We start from the raw sequence: 17428 nt of genomic DNA on the forward strand, positions 1-17428 counted from the left end.
CCTTTCGCTATCCCATATCCATGAGATGCCCGGGCGGCATCATGTTGACGTTGAGATTGTGAATGATCATCATCGAGCCAAGAACCACCAATCCGACCACGAATACCCCGAACGCGAGCGCCAAAACATTGTTCGTGTCCTCTGGCCCGCTCGATATATGCAGAAAAAACACCAGGTGGACCCCCATCTGTCCGATGGCCAAAGCGGCTAACAAGACCGGAACGGCTGGGGCGTATATAAGGTCTGTTTGCGCTGCCCAGAAGGAAGCTACTGTCAAAAGGAAGGCAAGGATCAGACCCGCAACGTAATTTTTGATCGCGGCCTTCCCTTTGCCGTGCTCTCCGGGAGCTTTCGCTTGCTCATTGTCTCGGCGGCCAGTTGTGTCAACCATCAGCTCGCTCCCAGATAAACAATGGTGAAGACAGCGACCCAGACGATGTCCAGCGCGTGCCAAAATAGCGTGAAGCAGAACAAGCGCCTTAAGACCATGTCTCGCAACCCAAGGGTTGCTACCTGCGCCATCATGATGATGAGCCACAGCAGCCCTGCGGTAACATGCAGTCCATGAGTGGCTACCAGGGCAAAAAACGCGGATAGAAACGCACTGTGTGTCGGCCCGGCTCCTCGTGCAACGAGATCGATAAACTCGCTCAGCTCAAGTCCAAGGAAACAAGTGCCAAGGACAAAGGTGGCGAGTGCCGATAGGTAGATTAGCATCCGCTGGCGGATCTCGACCCCAATGGTCATCAAACCGCAGGCAAAACTCGACAGCAAAAGACAGGTGGTCTCGATAAACGTATGGGTCCGGCTAAACAGTTCGGGCCCGGTCGGTCCGCCCGCCGTCGACTTCGACAAGACCGCATAGGCGGCGAACAATCCAGCGAAGACAACGATATCGCTGAGAAGAAATAGCCAGAACCCGAACCGGACGACCATCTCCTTGGAAGCTGGTCCACGCTCAGAGAGCGGGATTGTGGCTTCGTCACCGGTTACGCTGGCGTCACTCATCCTCGAAGCACTCCGGTGGCAATCAAGTCATGAGCGGGAATCTTGGTCTCCGTGGACGTCCGCCAGGCATAGACTAGGCAGGCCACCACAAAGCCGAGCCCGCCGACGATTGCCATCCACCAGATATGCCAGATCATTGCAAACCCCAGGATGACCGCAAAGAAGGAGAGCGTGATACCGATCATGGTGTTCTGCGGGACGTCGATGGCCTCCACCGGTTCGCTGCGGTCGCGGTTATCGCCGTCTTGCTTTGTCTTCCAGAAGGCATCCAGGCTCGTCACCTTGGGAAGGACAGCATAGTTCCAGGCCGGGGGCGGGGAGACTGTCGACCATTCGAGCGTGCGGCCATTCCACGGATCGCCCGTTTCGTCGAGATTTTGATCACGGTTCCTGATGCTGACGACGAGCTGGAGCACAATAAAGACGATCCCAAGCAGGATAAGCCCTGCCCCCCAAAGAGCAATGATCATCAATGGCTGCCATGTCGGATCGTCGTAGTGTTGCATGCGCCGGGTCGCGCCCATCAGGCCAAGCAGATAGAGCGGCATGAAGGCAAGATAGAAGCCGACGAACCAGCACCAGAACGCCGCCTTGCCAAGGCGTTCGTTGAGCTTGAAACCGAATGCTTTGGGAAACCAATAGTTATATCCGGCGAAGGCTCCAAACAGGACGCCGCCGATGATGACGTTATGAAAGTGCGCAACCAAGAACAGGCTGTTATGCAGGTTAAAATCCACGGGCGGGATCGCCAATAGTACGCCGCTCATGCCGCCAATCACGAAGGTCACCATGAACCCTAGCGCCCAATAAAGCGGGAGGGCGAAATGGATGCGCCCGCCGTACATCGTGAACAGCCAGTTGAAGATCTTTACGCCGGTCGGTATCGCGATGATCATCGTCATGATGCCAAAGAAGGCATTGACGTCGGCACCGGCTCCCATCGTGAAGAAATGGTGCAGCCAAACCAGAAACGAAAAAACGCAGATTGCCATCGTTGCGGCCACCATCGAACGGTACCCGAAAAGGGACTTGCGTGAAAACGTCGCGATTACCTCCGAGAAAACCCCGAAGGCCGGAAGAATGAGGATGTAGACTTCGGGATGTCCCCACGCCCAAATGAGGTTGATGTACATCATGGCGTTCCCGCCAAGGTCATTCGTGAAGAAGTGGAAGCCGAGATATCGATCCAGCAGGAGCATCCCGAAAGTTGCGGTCAAGATTGGGAACGCCGCAATGATGAGCAGATTAGAGGCCAGCGCCGTCCAGCAAAAGATCGGCATGCGCATGTAGCCCATTCCTGGAGCCCGCAGTTTCAGGATCGTCGCCGTCAGGTTAATCCCAGACAGCAGCGTACCTAGTCCAGAAATCTGCAAGGCCCAAAGGTAATAGTCGACGCCTACGCCTGGCGAGTAGGTCAGTTCAGATAGCGGTGGATAGGCTAGCCATCCGGTCTTGGCGAACTCCCCGATGACCAGCGACAGATTGATCAGCAGCACGCCTGCCGCCGTTAGCCAAAAGCTGACCGAGTTGAGGACTGGGAAGGCGACATCCCTGACACCCAGTTGCAGCGGAACCGCAAAGTTCATCAAGCCGACCATGAACGTCATTCCCACGAAGAAGATCATGATCGTCCCATGGGCGGAAAAGATCTGATTGTAATGCTCGGGTGGAAGGTACCCTGGCTCCCCATTGGCCGCCATTGCCAGCTGGGTCCGCATCATAATGGCGTCGACAAATCCGCGCATAAGCATGACGAACGCTAGCGTCACGTACATGACGCCGATCCTCTTATGATCGACGCTGGTGATCCACTCGTTCCAGATATAGGGCCACCACCCTTTCACAGTGATAGTGGCGAAGAGGGACAAGGCCGCCAGCAAGACAAAGCCTGCGGCTATTAGCGGAATAGGCTGATCAAGCGGGATCGCATTCCAATCAAGCCTGCCGAGCATCAGCGCGTCTCCATGGCGGTTGGGGTGGCGGTTGCCTGATCGGGAAAGTGGGCGGTGCCGCCTGATTGCTTGACAACCTTGTCGAACAGACCCTGCTCGATTTTCCCGAAGGTTTGTACCAGCCTGGGTGTGCGGTCCTTCATCAAGTCAGAGTAAGCAGCTTCGTCCAGCATATCGTTTCTTGCTCGGGACTGATCTAACCAGGTCTTGTATTGGTCTGGTGCAAGTGACTGAAGATCAAACACCATGTCCGAGAAGCCTTCGCCGCTAAATTGGGCCGACAGCCCGCGAAACGTTCCGGCGTGGTCGGTCTGGAGGTTTAGCTGCGTCACCATCCCGGCCATCCCGTAGATCTGGCTCCCTAGCTGGGGGATCAGCAGGCTGTTCATTACCGAAGCCGAGGTGATTGAAAAGTGCACGGGGCGACCGACTGGGATGACGAGGTGGTTGACGGTTGCTACTCCGTCGTCGGGATACACGAACAGCCATTTCCAATCGAGCGAGATTGCTTGGACGTTCAAGACTTTCTGGTCGGAAGCGATCGGCTTGAAAGGGTCCAACTGGTGGGTGCCGAGCCAGGTTATTCCCGCGAGGAAGAGAACAACCAATGTGGGGACGGACCAGACGACAAGTTCGATATGCCCAGAGTATGTCCAGTCTGGCCGGTACCGGGCATTCTTGTTGCTCTCGCGGAACCACCAAGCAAAAGCGATCGTCCCAATTATGACTGGAATAATGACCGCCAACATGATGGCTGTGGCATTGAACAGTATCTTTGCCTCGGCTGAAGCGATGGGTCCTTCGGGGTTAATGATACCGCTCGTGAACACGATTTTTTCCTGACGCCCGATGACCTTAGGCCTTAGGGGCGAAGTATACTGATCAGGCCGACTTTCAAGTCGGTGCTGCAGGATACCGAGGCTTCACGGAACATTGTGCCGAGCGCTGGGTTCTCATCATCAGGGCCGGATCAGCAGACTTTAGCCCGCGTAGCTGCCGGAGGATTAATTTGGCGAACGATCGACCTAGACCTTACCGCACTATGATCGCCTACGTTGTTGCAATTGTTGTCGTCGCTTTTGCGCTGGCAGGTTGGTACTCTTACAAGGTTCATCCAGGTGACCCACAGCGGCCTGGAAGTGCGACAACAACGGTGAATTGATTGACCCGTCGTGTAAGCAGCGTCCAAGTGGACGCTTCATATCGTGATCTCAGCCAACCCAATCAAATGTCTCAATGCGTTGCATTGAGCGTTGAGCAGGTGCGCAGGAGACGTTGAACTTTCACGGTGCTGATTGTTTACGCTGGCCGGAGGCGCCGCGAAAGTAGGTTTAACGGCGGCCGGGGGAGGCCAAAGGGTTAGGGTCACATTGAGCTGACCGTTGACCACAGCAGCGTCACCCTTGCCGTTTGATCGCCAATGGCCAGACTTGCAAATGCGCCTGATTAGCATGGAAAGAGCGCACAGATCTGACAATCGCGTTTTAAACCGAACCGAGGCAGTGTTAAGCCGTCAGGCGCCCTCTATGTGTTGTCGAGAATCTGATAATCGTAGAAATCAATTTTTGAGAGGTGAACTTGCCCGCGTTTCTCGTGACTGCGACAATACTCGTTGAAGCTGACGACGAAGTCCGCGCTTCCCGTAAAGCGCTAGCAAAGATCTTAATGGAACCCAGCATCGCCCTCGACGTCCAATCCGACGGCGAGCACCACGCACGCGTTATTATCCAAGGTGTTGAGCGGCAAGAGTTGATTAGAGAAGCTGGCCTCATCGATAAGACGAACGAAGATCGGACATCATGACCGACGAAGGAGATGTCTCAAATCGACGACGGGTCACGATCAATAAAGCACTTGCAAGGGCGCAGTCGCTGGGGATCCAAGTCGATGCTGATCTTCGGTTCGCTGAGCTTCTGGAGAATTGGGCAGATGGGCACATCACGATGAAGGAAGCTCGTGCTGCGTACCTAGAGCATATCCGGGAGAGGGACCAAGCACAGGCCGACTGGCGTTCACTTGGGATTGCATCGGCGATAGCCAAGGCTAAGGCCGCGCTGGTCAAAAGACGCGGCGAAAGCTGAGGCCTTTCCACAGCAGCTTTCTGCCAGAGGTTCGTGAACTCGTTGTTGAGTTCGTCCGGTCACACCCGCGGCCGCCGCTTGCTGGCGCGGTGCGTTCGACGTGCTTCCCGTTGCAGCGACGGAACGTCGGCGGAAGCTCTTAGCTGTGACGGCGGACGGCGGCTCTCGCGACTCCGCCGCGCGTGTGCTTCGCGAAATCGACCGCGTCCGCGATGAAAGCGCACCCGAAGACGAGCCGCGGCATCCCGATCTGTCGTCCGGAAAGCCTTCGCCTATTCTTGTGCCCGATCCCGACGTGGAAGACAGCGGCTAAATCGACACCCTGACGAGTTTGGCGCGGTCTGCGATCAGATCCGCAAAGTGATTTATCCTAGCGGAATCGATGCAGAGGTCTGAGATGTCTTCCACTACTCTCGCTACGGCTTCAGCGGTGGAGTCGACCAAGTCTGTAATTCTGCGGCGCACCAAAGGTAAGCCAACTCCAGCTTCCTTCGCAAAAGTCTGCCATCCAACAGCGTCCATCTCGGCAAGCGTGGTACGTTTCCCGATCCTCATGGCCATTTTCGGTGAAAGGTCTGGATAGGCGATCGTAGAAAGCAGATCGTACAACGGGGCCATTCTTGGTCCCTGATCGTCGTAGAGGATCGAGAAATTCTTGCCGTGGGCGTCGGCGTTTCCGACAACCAGGTTGAAGATCGCGGCGTCCAGTAGCTTAAGCACATCAGTTGCAGGGCGCGCCGACACTCGTCGCAATAGCTCGAAGCAGTCCTTGAAAGTGGGCCGCCTTCGCTCGCATATTTCGTTTCGGGTGGCACGCCGAGCGCTTGGCAGAAGTCTTCCTGGTGGATGCGATGTACCACGCCGCGTCCATCGGGCGCGCGGTCATATCTTTCAACCAAGAGAAACGAACGCCCCTCAACAGACCTTGGCTCCACTGGGGCTACATCGAGGCCGATGGTGGCGGCGAGCCTCATCACAAATGCTTCGTTTTCGGTTGTTCCCTCGAAGCGTGCGATAGGCGGTTTCAGGATATGCGTGGTCGCCTGGCCGGGAAGCGGAAGTGCTATCTGCTCGCCGATCAGAACAATCGGCACCTAGGATTGCGCACCGGCCAAAGACAGGCTCAAGCCTTCTTCGCCGGCCAGGAGAGGTCGCATCGGAAGTGCGTCCAAAACTCGAACGATTCCTGCATCATCAAGGGGAGTCGGCAGTCGCTTTGCAAGCGGCGCTATCTCAATTGGCTTTTGATTTTCAGGCAGGAGCTGAAGAGCGCCTGCAACGTCACCACCTAAGCGGTCGAGAAGCGCAAAGTCGTTCGCAGGTGAAACACCCAATGCCTGGGCGGCGACTTGGCGTTGGCTCTCCTCGGGCAAAAGGCCGCCGAAGAACGGGTGGCATTCTCGGCGGGAGAATTGCTCTGGCCGCTTCGGGAGTGATGCTGAAAGCGGAAGCGCTTTCTCGTCATCAAGCCAAGCTTGAGAATAGGTGATTGAGAATAGGTGAAACTAATGTCGCCGTGCCTGTCTTGCGTGAACTGACCGACAAAGCTGCCATCCCACCAAACGTTGAGAGTTTTTGCCGTCATTGCCTACGCTCGCCAGGGGACAGAATATCGACGGAGCAGCCGAGCGTTTGCAGAACCTGCAAGACCTTCCCAATCTGGGCCGTTGGCTTGCCGGCTTCGAGATCGACAATGAAGCGAAGACCGACGCCAGCAACTCCGGCAAGCTCATCCTGCCGCAAGTTTTGCTCCTTGCGTGCGCTGCGTACCAGGGCGCCGATATCCGATGTATTTCTAACTTGTTTTGCCATCTTCATTTTCCCGATGTCAGCACCCCTCACACAGGACCGCCCGCTCGGCGGCGATGTATCGGCTATCGCTTCTCGGCTCAGTAAACCGCTAATCCGCATCTAATATAGTTTGCCTCGCCTGAATTTGCCTCAGCAGACCTGGGCGATAATCCTCCCGCCGGGTGTGAGGCGCGGTGTGCAAAACGTCTATCAAAGCTCACATGTAGAGCTTTGCTTCAGTTGGCAGCCTATTGCCCCGAAATGTATTCGCTTATTTGAAGCTCCTTGGGCGGCCCATCCGAGGGAATCGGCTCCGGGCGAATTCGTTTCTCGCTCTAATGCTCGTCGCTGTCTGACGGCTCTGAACTGACGCATCGCGCCTGCAGCAAATGCGTCCCTCAAGCAATACAATTTGCAAATAGCCCACCTCTGACCCGCGTATACCTGAGCCGCGGCCGCCGATCCGACAGGATAATGTACTGCATCAAGTTGCCATACATTCCAACGGTTCCAGTGGAACCGACGCACTCGGCGGGTCGATGTGATTTCCATCACGTTGATACAATCAATCGGCTCTTATGCACGATCAGGCCCTAGGATCTTTCGTTAGTGGGTTGGAAAAACCAATCCACATGCTATGGATGGAAAGCCACAAGAAAACTCATTCCAGATCTGGTCTAGGAGGACCTATGTCAGAAACTCAAAATCGCGTTGCGTTGGTAACTGGAGCTGGCCAAGGTATTGGCAGAGCCATCGCGTTGCAGCTTGCTGCAGACGGCTTTGACATTGCGATCAACGATATCTCCAAGTCAGGTGAAAAGGCTGAGGCCGTGGCGAGCGAGATTCGAGCATTGGGCCGCAAGAGCGCAGTTGTTCTAGCCGACGTAACTCAGGCCTCGCAGATAGCCAAGGCTTTCCAAGATGCGGTTGATCATCTGGGCAATTTGAGCGTCGCGGTCGCTAACGCTGGTATCGCACGCGTCGAGTCATTGCTTGACCTCTCACCGGAAGCTTGGGACCGAATGTTCGAGATCAATGTTCGGGGAGTTTTCCTCACCTATCAGGCTGCCGCGCGGCAGTTTATCAAGCAGGGTACCGGTGGAAAAATCATTGGTGCTGCTTCGCAGGTGGCTCATCGCGCCGCCGGCGGATTTGCTGCCTATTCTTCCAGCAAATTTGCCGTTCGGGGCCTAACACAGGCAGCGGCACAGGAATGGGCGGCGCACGGCATCACAGTGAACTCATATGCTCCTGGTGTCGTTGACACGGCACTTTGGGATACCGCCAAGGAAATCCAGACCTCGTTGGTCGCCAGCATCCCACTTGGACGCCTGCAGTCACCGCAGGATGTTGGTAATACCGTCTCGTTTCTCGCGTCGTCGAAATCCGACTACATGACCGGGCAAACGAAAATTCCGGACGGGGGCATGGTTTTCGCCTGACCAAGCGCGCGCGTCTTAGGAGGAGGAATGCATGCCAGGCGATCACGAACCGTCCGCTCTGTTATCGATAAGCGAATTCAACTGTATCGACGCGTCATTCATTAATGGCGACGTCATGATCCATTGCGAGTCATATGGAGCAGGGGAGCCACTAATCTTCCTACACGGCTTCCCAGATAACTCGTTTACCTATCATAAGCAGATCGCGGAATTTTCCAAAGACTATAAGGTTTACGTGCCGACCATGCGCGGCTATCCGCCAAGTTCTGTACCGCGAGATGTCGATCGGTATTCGCTAAGTGAACTAGTTAGCGATATCGTCGAATTGCTCGATCACCTGCAGGTAAGTGCGGCACACGTCATTGGCCATGACTGGGGTGGTGTCATTCTGCAGGCGTTCGCCCTCTATCATCCGGAGAGAGTTAAGAGTCTGGTACTCTTAAACTCTCCGGTACTCCAGCCTTTCCTCATTCTACTGCAAGCCGATGGCGAGCAGCAGAAGCTCGCGCGATATACGCAAGCATATCATCGATACCAACCCGGAGATCCAAAGGATGAGGAGCATATTGTGCGCCATATTCGCGATCCGGAATGGAGAGAATATATCGGAGACTATCTCAGGGCATCCCCTATCGAGGGTATGCTGAGTTACTACAAGAAGAACTATCCGGGCCCTCCGTATGGAAATCCGCCTCCGGACGACTCTTCTTCTTTTATCTACAAGGTTCCGACGCTCATCCTTTGGGGCTTAGATGACCCCTATTTTTCGATTAAGCATTTGAGCGCCCTCTGGGAGTGGTTTGAACCATCCTATCGCTTCGTTTCAATTCCCGATGCCGGCCATTGGGTCCATCAGGATGCCCCTCAGAAAGTAAACTACGAGATCAGATCATGGCTTGCGGGCTTCACGGGAGGCCACGCCGCCTAAGCCTGTCGTCCTCGACGACGACGAACGTCTCGAGCAATCTATGGAAGGAGAAATAACGTGACCAAATACAAAGCGGATTCCGCGCGGACACAGTACGTCCAAGGCGCGTTGGCCAACTACGGCTACCGGGAAATCGGTGAGACCACCGGAACGCCGATTATTTTGCTGCAGCGCTACCGCGGTACGATTGACGATTGGGACCCCGCGCTCATCGAAGAACTGTCGAAAGACAGGCGGGTCATTGTGTTCGATAACGTCGGAATCGGCTCAAGCGATGGCGTCGCTCCGGACACCATTGCCGCCATGGCCGAAGGCGTCGCGGATTTCGTCAGTGCTCAGAAATACGGCAAAGTCGACATTGTGGGCTGGTCTATGGGCGGTTTTGTCGCTCAGGTCTTGGCGTTGGACCACGCGGACATTGTGAACAAGGTCGTCGTTGCGGGTTCTGGTCCCGGTGAGCCCAGCGTGCGGCCGACAGAAGATCCCAAATCGGTCGAAATCCGACAAAAGGTAGAACCCTCTGTCGATGACATTATCTACATCTTCTTCTCGCATACCGAGACGGGGAAGGCTGCGGCTGGCCAGGTTCTATCGCGCTTCTTTCATCACGACTCCGGGGAAGTGCTCACAGTAAAGCAGGCATCGTGGGAGCAACAGGCAAAAGCGATCCAGGGTTGGAACAGCGGGCAGAATTCCGCATGGGCCCGCCTGAGCGAGATTGAGGTACCGGTTTTGGTCGCGAATGGATCGCACGACATCATGGAGCCGTCGATCCAGTCGTTCGAGATGGCTAGAAAGCTAAAGGGCGCCGTTACGACATTTTACAGCGATAGCGGCCACGCATTCTTGTTCCAGTATCCGGAAAAGTTCGCAAGAAAGGTCACGGACTTCTTCGCATCCTAGCAAGCCTATGACGGGCATCGACACGATCGATGCCCCTGCCACTCCTGCCGTGCCGCGTGCACGGCAGATTTTTAAGAGTCTCCAGCGCCAGATCCCGTGTATGTTCCAAGATAGCAAGGCCCTTCTTACCTCTCTCTTCAACGCCGCCGTCCTCGCTGCCGATCCGTCGCTGGGGATGAAAGCGAATCTGCCCGCTCGACCGAAAGGTAGAACCGTTGTGGTCGGAGCTGGCAAGGCGTCGGCGCAGATGGCAAGGGCGCTGGAACTCCTCTGGGACGGGCCTCTGACTGGTGTTGTTGTTACCAGGTACGGATTCGCCTGCGAAACGAAATCCATCAAAATTTTGGAGGCTGCGCACCCTGTGCCCGATCGTGCGGGGTTAGTGGCAGGCCGAGCGCTACTGGAGGTCATCAAGGACCTCACACCGGAAGATCTGGTGATCGCGCTTGTATCTGGGGGAGGATCGGCTCTCTTGCCTGCGCCGCCGCCTTCATTGAGTCTTAGCGACGAATTGGAAGTCAACCGCACCCTTCTTGCATCCGGAGCACCAATCGCTGCAATGAACATCGTGCGCAAACACGTGTCATCCATCAAGGGAGGACGCTTGGCTGCAAGTACGAAAGCTCGTGTTGTCACTTTCGTCGTATCGGATATCCCCGGCGACGACGTCGCTCTTGTAGCAACCGGTCCAACAATTCCTGATGAAACTACCAGGCACGATGCTCTCGATGTCGCTGCGCAATACAGACTCAACTTGCCCGCTCGGGTGCTTGAACACCTAAGGTCTCCCGCAGCAGACGCTCCGAAACCATCTGACGGTGTATTCTCGAGAAATGTACATCATATCGTTGCGTCAGCGAGGATCTCGCTGAAGGCTGCGTCGGAACTGGCCATCAGCGCTGGCTTTCGAGCCGTCATATTATCTGATGCTATTGAAGGGCAATCACGCGACATTGCGTCGATGCACGGATCAATCGCGAGAGAAGTCCTCACTCATGGCGAGCCTTTCGAGCGTCCCGTGATCCTGTTTTCGGGAGGAGAGACGACTGTAACGTTAGGTCCAAATCCTGGGCTGGGGGGCCGCAACACTGAGTTTGCGCTAGCGGCGGCAATAGCGTTGCGAGGCCTCGACGTGCATCTCTTGGCCGCGGACACGGATGGTATCGATGGATCTGGCATAAACGCGGGCGCCTTCGCAGACGGGACGACCGTTGGCCGCATAGTTGGAGCGGGGCTGGACCCAACGGGCCTTCTTGGTAAGAACGACAGCTATAACGCATTTGAAGCCATTGGCGACTTGTTCGTGCCCGGGCCGACAGGGACAAACGTCAACGATTTTAGAGCATTCATCATAAAATAGATTAATGAGCAAGAGTGGGTCTTGATTGCAAATCCACTATGGGTGGTGTAAGCATCGCTCATGCGCAAACCACGACCAATAGATCCTCGGGTATGTTCCATCGATGCTGCTCTGAAAGTCATCGGCGATAAATGGTCGCTGTTGGCAATCCGCGAGTTAACGTTCGGATCAGGCAAATTCGATGAGATCGTGAAAAATACGGGTGCGCCCCGGGATGTTCTCGCGGCCAAACTTAAATCGTTGGAAGTGTTCGGTGTCATCTCAAAGGACAAGTACGAAGACAGGCCGGTTCGATATATGTATCGGCTATCCGAATCCGGTGCTCACCTTTTTTCCATTCTGCATGCGATCAGGGATTGGGGCGATAAGTTTGCTCGCGACGATCCCGAGAACATCGTTGTGTTCAGGCACTCATGCGGTTCAGTGCTCACTCCGAAATTCGTTTGCTCCGATTGCGGGGATGAACTGAAGGCGGACAGCGTGCACTCAGAACGTGACCTACATCGCTCAGATCTAGCAGTCTAGAATTAGCCAGTGGCAAACGCTTCTGGCGGCGACGAGAGAGAGTGGGTCGGCGCTGCGGCCGCCCCACCAGGTTCGTACTGCTTTCACGAAGCTCGCGGTCGCGACCCCTTTACGCCATAAAATGAGATGTAGAGATAGCAAGCGATGGGCATCAAGAAGGCCATCTGGATACCGATCGTGTCGGCAAGGGTGCCCTGAACCAATGGCAGAAGTGCGCCGCCCACGATAGCAAGGCACAGGATCCCGGAGCCTTGGCTCGTATGCTTTCCAAGGCCGTGAAGCGCCAAGCTGAAGATGGTAGGGAACATAATTGAATTGAAAAGCCCGACAGCAAGGACAGCCCACATCGCTATATGCCCGGTCGTCGTAACCGTTATCAATAGTAACACGGCCGATACGATGGCGTTGAAAGCTAGTGCCTTGCCGTCATCGACGTAGCGCATTACGGCGGAGCCAATGAACCGACCAATCATCGCGCCGCCCCAAAAATAGGATACGTAATGAGCGGCATCAGCTTCCGGAAGGTTGGCAATCGACGGCTCGGCTAGGAAGTTCACGAGGAAACTGCCAACGCTCACCTCAGCGCCGACGTAGACGAAAATGCCAACGGCGCCCAACACTAGATGTCGATAGCTCCAAGCGGAATTCCCTGGTAGTTGCTCACCCTGCTGCTCATCTTCTTCGACCACAGGGAGTTTGAGCGCAGCGAACACGCATTCAAGGATCAAGAACGCGACGGCCAAAATGAGGTACGGGAGCTTAACCGCCGCCGCCTCCGTGGCGCGGATTGCATCGAGCTGCTCAGGAGTCGCATTTGTTGCGGCGACGGTTGCTGCTGAAAGGATCAGAAAAGCACCAAATAATGGGGCGAGTGTGGTTCCCAGCGAATTGAAAGCTTGGGTCAAGTTGAGCCGACTGGCTGCCGTCTCGGGCTTTCCAAGAATGGTGACATAAGGGTTTGCCGCAACTTGGAGAATCGTCACTCCGGTTGCGAGGACGAACAGAGCACCAAGGAAAAGCGCATAAATGCGATATCCCGCCGCAGGAATAAACAGAGCGCATCCAGCAGCGGCAATCGCAAGGCCTGTCACGATACCCCACTTGTAAGAGATCCGCTTAACGAGAGCGCCAGCAGGTAATGAGATTATCGAATACGCTCCAAAGAAGCAAAGCTGGATGAGCATCGATTGGGTGTAGCTGAGTTGAAACACGCTCTTCAGATGCGGGATGAGAATGTCGTTTAGGCAGGTAATGAAACCCCACATAAAAAATAGAGTTGTCAGGGCGATGAGCGGGGTTGTGTAGTTTGAATGCGCCGTCGTTGCAGCAGCCCGGGAGGCTGACGATGGAGATGTTATTGATGACATTGTGAAGCTTTCAAAGGATCGTGAAGCGACCGGGTGACACGCGATCGCGCTTGAGATAGATAATTGTATTACTATTCGAGGCGACCCCAAGAAATGAGGGGTTGAGAGGGATGGCCAATGCCCTAACGACTCGTGATTCCGCGCCGTGGCTCTGACTGCCGAACAGAATCCAGAGCGATGTCCGAAAGGCGTACGGCTTCAAATGCGTCTTTTAATTCACTCTCAGCCGCCTCGTATGCTGCTGCGACAACGCGGTACGCACTCGTCTCTATGCCGTCATCGGGATGATCCTGAAAAGGCGGCTTGGTTAGCAACGGACCGTTCTGAAGCGCTCGCTGTACATCTAGCACAGTGAGATCGCGCAATTCCTTCCTCAGCCTCCATCCACCATTTTTACCGTCCTCTGAAGAGACGATCCCGTGTTCGCGCAGGGACCCCATGGTCCGACGAACTGCTGGAGGACTCGTTCCGAGCATCTTTGCGATCGTGACGGACGTTACCCGTTGGTCGCTGACGCCCATGTGGACAAGCACGTGCAGCATACGTGTTAAACGAAGATCCTGTGGCACCTTAAACCCCAAACCTGGAATGATTTTCTCCAAGCATGTCAGTCATCATGCTTGGAGTCCATACGGGAGTTAGCAATCCCAAGGTGGTGGTCTGGCGCTGACCGGCAGGCGAACAAGCCAGTCGGATAATCGTGGATTGGAGCCGGGATTTGTACAGTTAACGGCTTGATAACGTCATGTGAAAATTTGTTGCATTGCGGCAACACCCGTATGCAACCATGTTGCTGTGACTGTTCCTTCGCTTGATACAGTTCCAATCATGTGCAATTCAACACTGCGCGGGTTGCCGCTCCTTCCCTGAGGGGAATCGTAAACAACTGGGATGGGTTAACGCTGATTTCTCGGCGCGATGCTCTGCGCCCTATTGATAAAGGAACTGCTATGAACATACGGTCTATTCTACTCGGCTCTGCTGCCGCAATGACCTCCATGACCGGCGCATACGCCGCCGACGCGATCGTCGCTGCTGAGCCGGAAGCTGTCGAATACGTACGCGTTTGCGACGCATACGGCACGGGTTACTTCTATATCCCGGGTACGGAAACCTGCCTCAAGATCGGCGGTTATCTGCGTTTTGACACCAGCTTCGGAGCCGGTGACGGTTACGACGACAACAACAACGAAGACTGGGGTTCGCGCACCCGCGCCAAGGTCTGGTTCGACGCCAAGAGCGACTCGGAGTACGGCACCCTGCAGAGCCGTATTGTTCTCGAAGCTAACAATCGTCCGTCGAATGTCAGCACAAATGGCATCAGCACAGAAGCTTCGACCGATCTCGGTAGCAATCTTAGCGGCGCAAAAATCGATGAAGCTTACATTGACATCGCAGGTCTGCGAGTCGGTAAGTTCGTGAACTGGTGGGATGACGACTTCTCGGGTGAAACCGACGCAATGGCAAACGTCACCAACTTCAACGCGATCCGTTATCAGTATGACGCTGGCGACTTCTACGCGGGTGTCGCTCTGGAAGAACTCGGTGGCAATGACGGCGCCGACGACAATTTCCAGCGTACCAGCCTTTTCCGCGCAGGCACCGAGACCAAGGGCAACACCCTCGGCTATGACGCAACCGTCGGCGGCAAGTTCGGCAACTTTACCTGGGCAGTTTACGGCGGCTATGATGGCGGCAACCAGGAAGGCGCTGTCACGGCTCGTGTTGGTGCAGACGTCGGTCCGGGTAAGGCAGAGCTCGCTGTTGTTTGGTCTAGCGGCCTCGGCGATGCGGGCAACGGCGGTAACGCCTACTACAACATCGGTGAGTGGACCGTCGTTGCTCAGTACGCTCTTAAGGCTACCGACAAGTTCACGATCACGCCGGCTGCCCAGTACACCGACAACATCGTAACCGACTCCAACGGCAGCTGGGACGATGGCAACATGTGGCGCGCTGGTGTGACGCTCGACTACGAAGTCGTCAACAACCTGAATGCAAAGCTTGCCGCTACCTACGTCAAGGAAGACTACGGCAACCAGACCGTTAACGGTAAGGGCGACGCCGACTGGGTTGAAGGCTTCTTCCGCCTGCAGCGCGACTTCTAAGTAATTGGTGCGTGGTTAGAGACACGCATCAAGCAGAGATCTGGTTGACCTCCGATCTCTCGAAGAGGCCCGGCCTTCCCTCCGGGCCTCTTTTCTTTTGTAGGCGATCGCAGCTCGTCAGGGACATTGATCGCGGTGGAACTGCACTGAGAGATACCAGCCTACTGAGCCACAGTCTGATCGAGCTTCATCTGCTTTCGCAGCATTCCATCAAGGATGGATTCGGGTATGATCTTCCGGGCTAGGTTTAGTTGGCGTGCAATCTTCCCTGCGGGATATCGGAGCTGTGGAGACCGTGCGGAGGCGGCCTTTAGGACAACGCGTGCGATTGTTTCCGGCGCATCGCCCTTAACTAGCGCTTCTTCGATGAGTTTGTCAGCTCCCGCTCGCGGACCAGCGTATTCTGGCTTGGGTTCATCCGGGCGTACGATGTTGGTGTCAAATGCGGTCTTTGTGTAGGCAGGTTCGATTAGCAGTACCCGAATACCATTGCCACGAACCTCATGATCCAGCGATTGGCTGTACGCTTCCAACGCATGTTTAGAGGCAGCGTAGGAGGCAGAGAACGGCGCTGGAATGAAACCGAGCACGGAACTGATGTTGATGATGCGGCCACTCTCTCGCGCCCGCATCGCTGGCAAGACCGCCTTGATCATTCGGATCGCGCCAAAGACATTGACGTCAAATAGGGCCTGATGCTGCCGTACGGATGAATCTTCAAGTGCTCCTAGCATACCAATGCCAGCGTTGTTCACCAGGAGATCGACTTGCCCTGCCGTGTCGATAACGAATCCGACCGCATCCCGCACGGAGTCCTCGGATGTCACATCGCAGGTGATCATCGTGATTCCATCGGTCTCGCCTACCGGATTACCACGTGTGGTCCCGAACACGACGTAGCCTTGGTCCGCGAGGGCGCGTGCTGTTGCTTGACCAATTCCGCTCGATGCCCCTGTTACCAGCGCGACCGCGTGCTTCTTTCGCATGAAAAAACTCCTTGTTTGTATTACGATCATAATGACATATTATGTTCGTAATACAATAGCGGTGTGCTATGGTTCGAGTCATGCGATATGTGAAAGATCAAAAAGCTCAATCCCGTGCCGATATTTTAGCCGCTGCGAGTCGCCGCTTTCGAGCAGATGGCATAGCCGCCTCCGGCATTGCCGGGATAATGCACGACGCTAACAAGACGAACGGAGCATTTTATGCGCATTTTTCGTCCAAGGACGATTTAGTCTGCGAAGTCCTGAATGACGCCCTGGAGCGACAGGCACAGGAGATCTCGGACACTTCTGTCAATGCGAACCTCAAAACGGCCTTGTCACGCTATTTGTCGACCGCGCATCGCGATCATCCAGCGGATGGGTGCCCATCTGCGGCCCTCCTGCCGGAAATCGCGCGCCAACCGCAGTCCACTCGGCTGGCCTATGAGGAACACTTGAGGGAGATTCTGGCTCGGCTAGCCGATGGCATCAACGGCAACGACAGCGGCATGATCAAGGCTGCCGCGGTCTTCAGCATGGCAGTCGGTGCCCTCCAACTTGCAAGAGCGGTGCCGTCAGAGGAGCTTGCGGAGATGCTGCTAGAGTCGGCTCGCGCGGGAGCCGACCTGTTGTTAAACGGGTAGCAGACGTACGAGCGAGCAATAACTATTGACGTTAGGAGGTACCTAGTCCGAGTCTAAAATTTTAGCTCGTCACACGATTTACAGGGCGTCAACGCAAGTCGAGAACGACCGTTTGAAGCTCTTTACCTCTGCTGCCAATCCGACGCCCCGGGACGATGACCGACTTGGTGTGTCCTACAGTCTCTGTACTTACACGCACCGCGCCCAGAGCAGGGACGCTGATCTGACAAGGGGTCGCGGCGCAGGTTAAGCCAACATCCGTGGTCACAGGAAGACCGGAAGGTATTGATGTAACTCTAATTTGCCGGCTGTCGTCAGCGGTAGACGCGCATG

At 55.4% G+C, this 17428-nt stretch carries 18 protein-coding genes and 2 pseudogenes; 9 read left to right on the forward strand and 11 right to left on the reverse strand.

Annotated features, from left to right (window positions below):
- Nucleotides 1-7: 7 nt before the first annotated feature.
- Genes cyoD through cyoA form a run of 4 tightly spaced genes read right to left on the reverse strand, consistent with a single transcriptional unit; the run spans nt 8 to nt 3790 of the window.
- Nucleotides 8-391, reverse strand: coding sequence for a cytochrome o ubiquinol oxidase subunit IV (cyoD, locus tag AC1DIJ_RS15070; RefSeq protein ID WP_112389356.1), 384 nt, complete (start codon nt 389-391; stop codon nt 8-10).
- Nucleotides 391-1008: a cytochrome (ubi)quinol oxidase subunit III gene (locus AC1DIJ_RS15075; protein ID WP_112389355.1), complete on the reverse strand. Its 618-nt coding sequence runs from the start codon at nt 1006-1008 to the stop codon at nt 391-393. Before AC1DIJ_RS15075 ends, cyoD begins: the two co-directional genes overlap by 1 nt.
- Nucleotides 1005-2960 (reverse strand): cytochrome o ubiquinol oxidase subunit I, encoded by a 1956-nt coding sequence (cyoB, locus tag AC1DIJ_RS15080; protein WP_112389354.1) that lies wholly within the window; start codon nt 2958-2960, stop codon nt 1005-1007. The genes AC1DIJ_RS15075 and cyoB overlap by 4 nt, the downstream gene beginning before the upstream one ends.
- Nucleotides 2960-3790 carry a ubiquinol oxidase subunit II gene (cyoA, locus tag AC1DIJ_RS15085; RefSeq protein ID WP_112389353.1) on the reverse strand — a complete coding sequence of 277 codons (831 nt, stop codon included), beginning with the start codon at nt 3788-3790 and terminating at the stop codon, nt 2960-2962. Before cyoA ends, cyoB begins: the two co-directional genes overlap by 1 nt.
- Nucleotides 3791-4759: 969 nt before the next feature.
- On the opposite strand from cyoA, the gene AC1DIJ_RS15090 reads away from it, so the two are divergent.
- Nucleotides 4760-5041: a hypothetical protein gene (locus AC1DIJ_RS15090; RefSeq protein ID WP_112389351.1), complete on the forward strand. Its 282-nt coding sequence runs from the start codon at nt 4760-4762 to the stop codon at nt 5039-5041.
- Between the two features lie 88 nt (nt 5042-5129).
- Nucleotides 5130-5354: pseudogene (locus tag AC1DIJ_RS15095) on the forward strand (hypothetical protein); the annotation flags it as partial.
- Here the strand turns inward: AC1DIJ_RS15095 and AC1DIJ_RS15100 are convergent.
- The 4 genes and pseudogenes from AC1DIJ_RS15100 to AC1DIJ_RS15115 all read right to left on the reverse strand — a co-directional run bounded on the left by AC1DIJ_RS15100 (nt 5351) and on the right by AC1DIJ_RS15115 (nt 6853).
- A complete protein-coding gene (locus tag AC1DIJ_RS15100; protein WP_477831445.1) occupies nt 5351-5761 on the reverse strand; it encodes a HipA domain-containing protein in 411 nt (136 codons plus the stop codon). The pseudogene AC1DIJ_RS15095 and the gene AC1DIJ_RS15100 overlap by 4 nt on opposite strands.
- 119 nt (nt 5762-5880) lie before the next feature.
- Nucleotides 5881-6135, reverse strand: a pseudogene (locus AC1DIJ_RS15105) (HipA domain-containing protein); the annotation flags it as partial.
- The gene (locus AC1DIJ_RS15110; RefSeq protein ID WP_405049610.1) at nt 6136-6531 is read right to left on the reverse strand and encodes a HipA N-terminal domain-containing protein; all 396 of its coding nucleotides are present in this window, start codon (nt 6529-6531) and stop codon (nt 6136-6138) included. It abuts the pseudogene before it with no gap.
- A 91-nt stretch (nt 6532-6622) separates the two neighbouring features.
- Nucleotides 6623-6853, reverse strand: coding sequence for a helix-turn-helix transcriptional regulator (locus AC1DIJ_RS15115; protein ID WP_112389350.1), 231 nt, complete (start codon nt 6851-6853; stop codon nt 6623-6625).
- Between the two features lie 668 nt (nt 6854-7521).
- Here AC1DIJ_RS15115 and AC1DIJ_RS15120 point away from each other — a divergent pair.
- The 5 genes from AC1DIJ_RS15120 to AC1DIJ_RS15140 all read left to right on the forward strand — a co-directional run bounded on the left by AC1DIJ_RS15120 (nt 7522) and on the right by AC1DIJ_RS15140 (nt 11990).
- The gene (locus AC1DIJ_RS15120; protein WP_112389349.1) at nt 7522-8274 is read left to right on the forward strand and encodes an SDR family oxidoreductase; all 753 of its coding nucleotides are present in this window, start codon (nt 7522-7524) and stop codon (nt 8272-8274) included.
- A 31-nt stretch (nt 8275-8305) separates the two neighbouring features.
- Nucleotides 8306-9202, forward strand: coding sequence for an alpha/beta fold hydrolase (locus tag AC1DIJ_RS15125; protein ID WP_112389348.1), 897 nt, complete (start codon nt 8306-8308; stop codon nt 9200-9202).
- Between the two features lie 57 nt (nt 9203-9259).
- The gene (locus tag AC1DIJ_RS15130; RefSeq protein WP_162706040.1) at nt 9260-10105 is read left to right on the forward strand and encodes an alpha/beta fold hydrolase; all 846 of its coding nucleotides are present in this window, start codon (nt 9260-9262) and stop codon (nt 10103-10105) included.
- Nucleotides 10106-10205: 100 nt separating this feature from the next.
- Nucleotides 10206-11465 carry a glycerate kinase type-2 family protein gene (locus tag AC1DIJ_RS15135; protein WP_112389538.1) on the forward strand — a complete coding sequence of 420 codons (1260 nt, stop codon included), beginning with the start codon at nt 10206-10208 and terminating at the stop codon, nt 11463-11465.
- A gap of 60 nt (nt 11466-11525) precedes the next feature.
- Complete coding sequence (locus AC1DIJ_RS15140) at nt 11526-11990, forward strand: winged helix-turn-helix transcriptional regulator (protein WP_112389346.1); 465 nt, start codon at nt 11526-11528, stop codon at nt 11988-11990.
- Nucleotides 11991-12073: 83 nt separating this feature from the next.
- Here the strand turns inward: AC1DIJ_RS15140 and fucP are convergent, their stop codons facing one another.
- Together fucP and AC1DIJ_RS15150 are read right to left on the reverse strand one after the other, a co-directional pair.
- Nucleotides 12074-13357 carry an L-fucose:H+ symporter permease gene (gene fucP / locus AC1DIJ_RS15145; protein ID WP_112389345.1) on the reverse strand — a complete coding sequence of 428 codons (1284 nt, stop codon included), beginning with the start codon at nt 13355-13357 and terminating at the stop codon, nt 12074-12076.
- Nucleotides 13358-13479: 122 nt separating this feature from the next.
- A complete protein-coding gene (locus AC1DIJ_RS15150; RefSeq protein ID WP_112389537.1) occupies nt 13480-13899 on the reverse strand; it encodes an RrF2 family transcriptional regulator in 420 nt (139 codons plus the stop codon).
- 408 nt (nt 13900-14307) lie between these two features.
- Here AC1DIJ_RS15150 and AC1DIJ_RS15155 point away from each other — a divergent pair, with 408 nt between their 5' ends.
- Nucleotides 14308-15465, forward strand: coding sequence for a porin (locus tag AC1DIJ_RS15155; protein ID WP_112389344.1), 1158 nt, complete (start codon nt 14308-14310; stop codon nt 15463-15465).
- 161 nt (nt 15466-15626) lie between these two features.
- Here the strand turns inward: AC1DIJ_RS15155 and AC1DIJ_RS15160 are convergent, their stop codons facing one another.
- The gene (locus AC1DIJ_RS15160) at nt 15627-16451 is read right to left on the reverse strand and encodes an oxidoreductase (RefSeq protein WP_112389343.1); all 825 of its coding nucleotides are present in this window, start codon (nt 16449-16451) and stop codon (nt 15627-15629) included.
- 80 nt (nt 16452-16531) lie between these two features.
- On the opposite strand from AC1DIJ_RS15160, the gene AC1DIJ_RS15165 reads away from it, so the two are divergent.
- Nucleotides 16532-17095: a TetR/AcrR family transcriptional regulator gene (locus tag AC1DIJ_RS15165; RefSeq protein ID WP_112389536.1), complete on the forward strand. Its 564-nt coding sequence runs from the start codon at nt 16532-16534 to the stop codon at nt 17093-17095.
- Nucleotides 17096-17428: the final 333 nt, after the last annotated feature.

This window comes from Rhizobium sp. 10N427, from assembly GCF_056394605.1.

Excerpts from the sequence above, each read along its gene's own strand:
- cyoD (WP_112389356.1), bottom strand. The coding sequence starts at position 391 with ATGGTTGACACAACTGGCCGCCGAGACAATGAGCAAGCGAAAGCTCCC.
- AC1DIJ_RS15075 (WP_112389355.1), bottom strand. The coding sequence starts at position 1,008 with ATGAGTGACGCCAGCGTAACCGGTGACGAAGCCACAATCCCGCTCTCT.
- cyoB (WP_112389354.1), bottom strand. The coding sequence starts at position 2,960 with ATGCTCGGCAGGCTTGATTGGAATGCGATCCCGCTTGATCAGCCTATT.
- AC1DIJ_RS15090 (WP_112389351.1), top strand. The coding sequence starts at position 4,760 with ATGACCGACGAAGGAGATGTCTCAAATCGACGACGGGTCACGATCAAT.
- AC1DIJ_RS15115 (WP_112389350.1), bottom strand. The coding sequence starts at position 6,853 with ATGGCAAAACAAGTTAGAAATACATCGGATATCGGCGCCCTGGTACGC.
- AC1DIJ_RS15120 (WP_112389349.1), top strand. The coding sequence starts at position 7,522 with ATGTCAGAAACTCAAAATCGCGTTGCGTTGGTAACTGGAGCTGGCCAA.
- AC1DIJ_RS15125 (WP_112389348.1), top strand. The coding sequence starts at position 8,306 with ATGCCAGGCGATCACGAACCGTCCGCTCTGTTATCGATAAGCGAATTC.
- AC1DIJ_RS15135 (WP_112389538.1), top strand. The coding sequence starts at position 10,206 with ATGTTCCAAGATAGCAAGGCCCTTCTTACCTCTCTCTTCAACGCCGCC.
- AC1DIJ_RS15140 (WP_112389346.1), top strand. The coding sequence starts at position 11,526 with ATGCGCAAACCACGACCAATAGATCCTCGGGTATGTTCCATCGATGCT.
- fucP (WP_112389345.1), bottom strand. The coding sequence starts at position 13,357 with ATGTCATCAATAACATCTCCATCGTCAGCCTCCCGGGCTGCTGCAACG.
- AC1DIJ_RS15150 (WP_112389537.1), bottom strand. The coding sequence starts at position 13,899 with ATGCTGCACGTGCTTGTCCACATGGGCGTCAGCGACCAACGGGTAACG.
- AC1DIJ_RS15155 (WP_112389344.1), top strand. The coding sequence starts at position 14,308 with ATGAACATACGGTCTATTCTACTCGGCTCTGCTGCCGCAATGACCTCC.
- AC1DIJ_RS15160 (WP_112389343.1), bottom strand. The coding sequence starts at position 16,451 with ATGCGAAAGAAGCACGCGGTCGCGCTGGTAACAGGGGCATCGAGCGGA.
- AC1DIJ_RS15165 (WP_112389536.1), top strand. The coding sequence starts at position 16,532 with ATGCGATATGTGAAAGATCAAAAAGCTCAATCCCGTGCCGATATTTTA.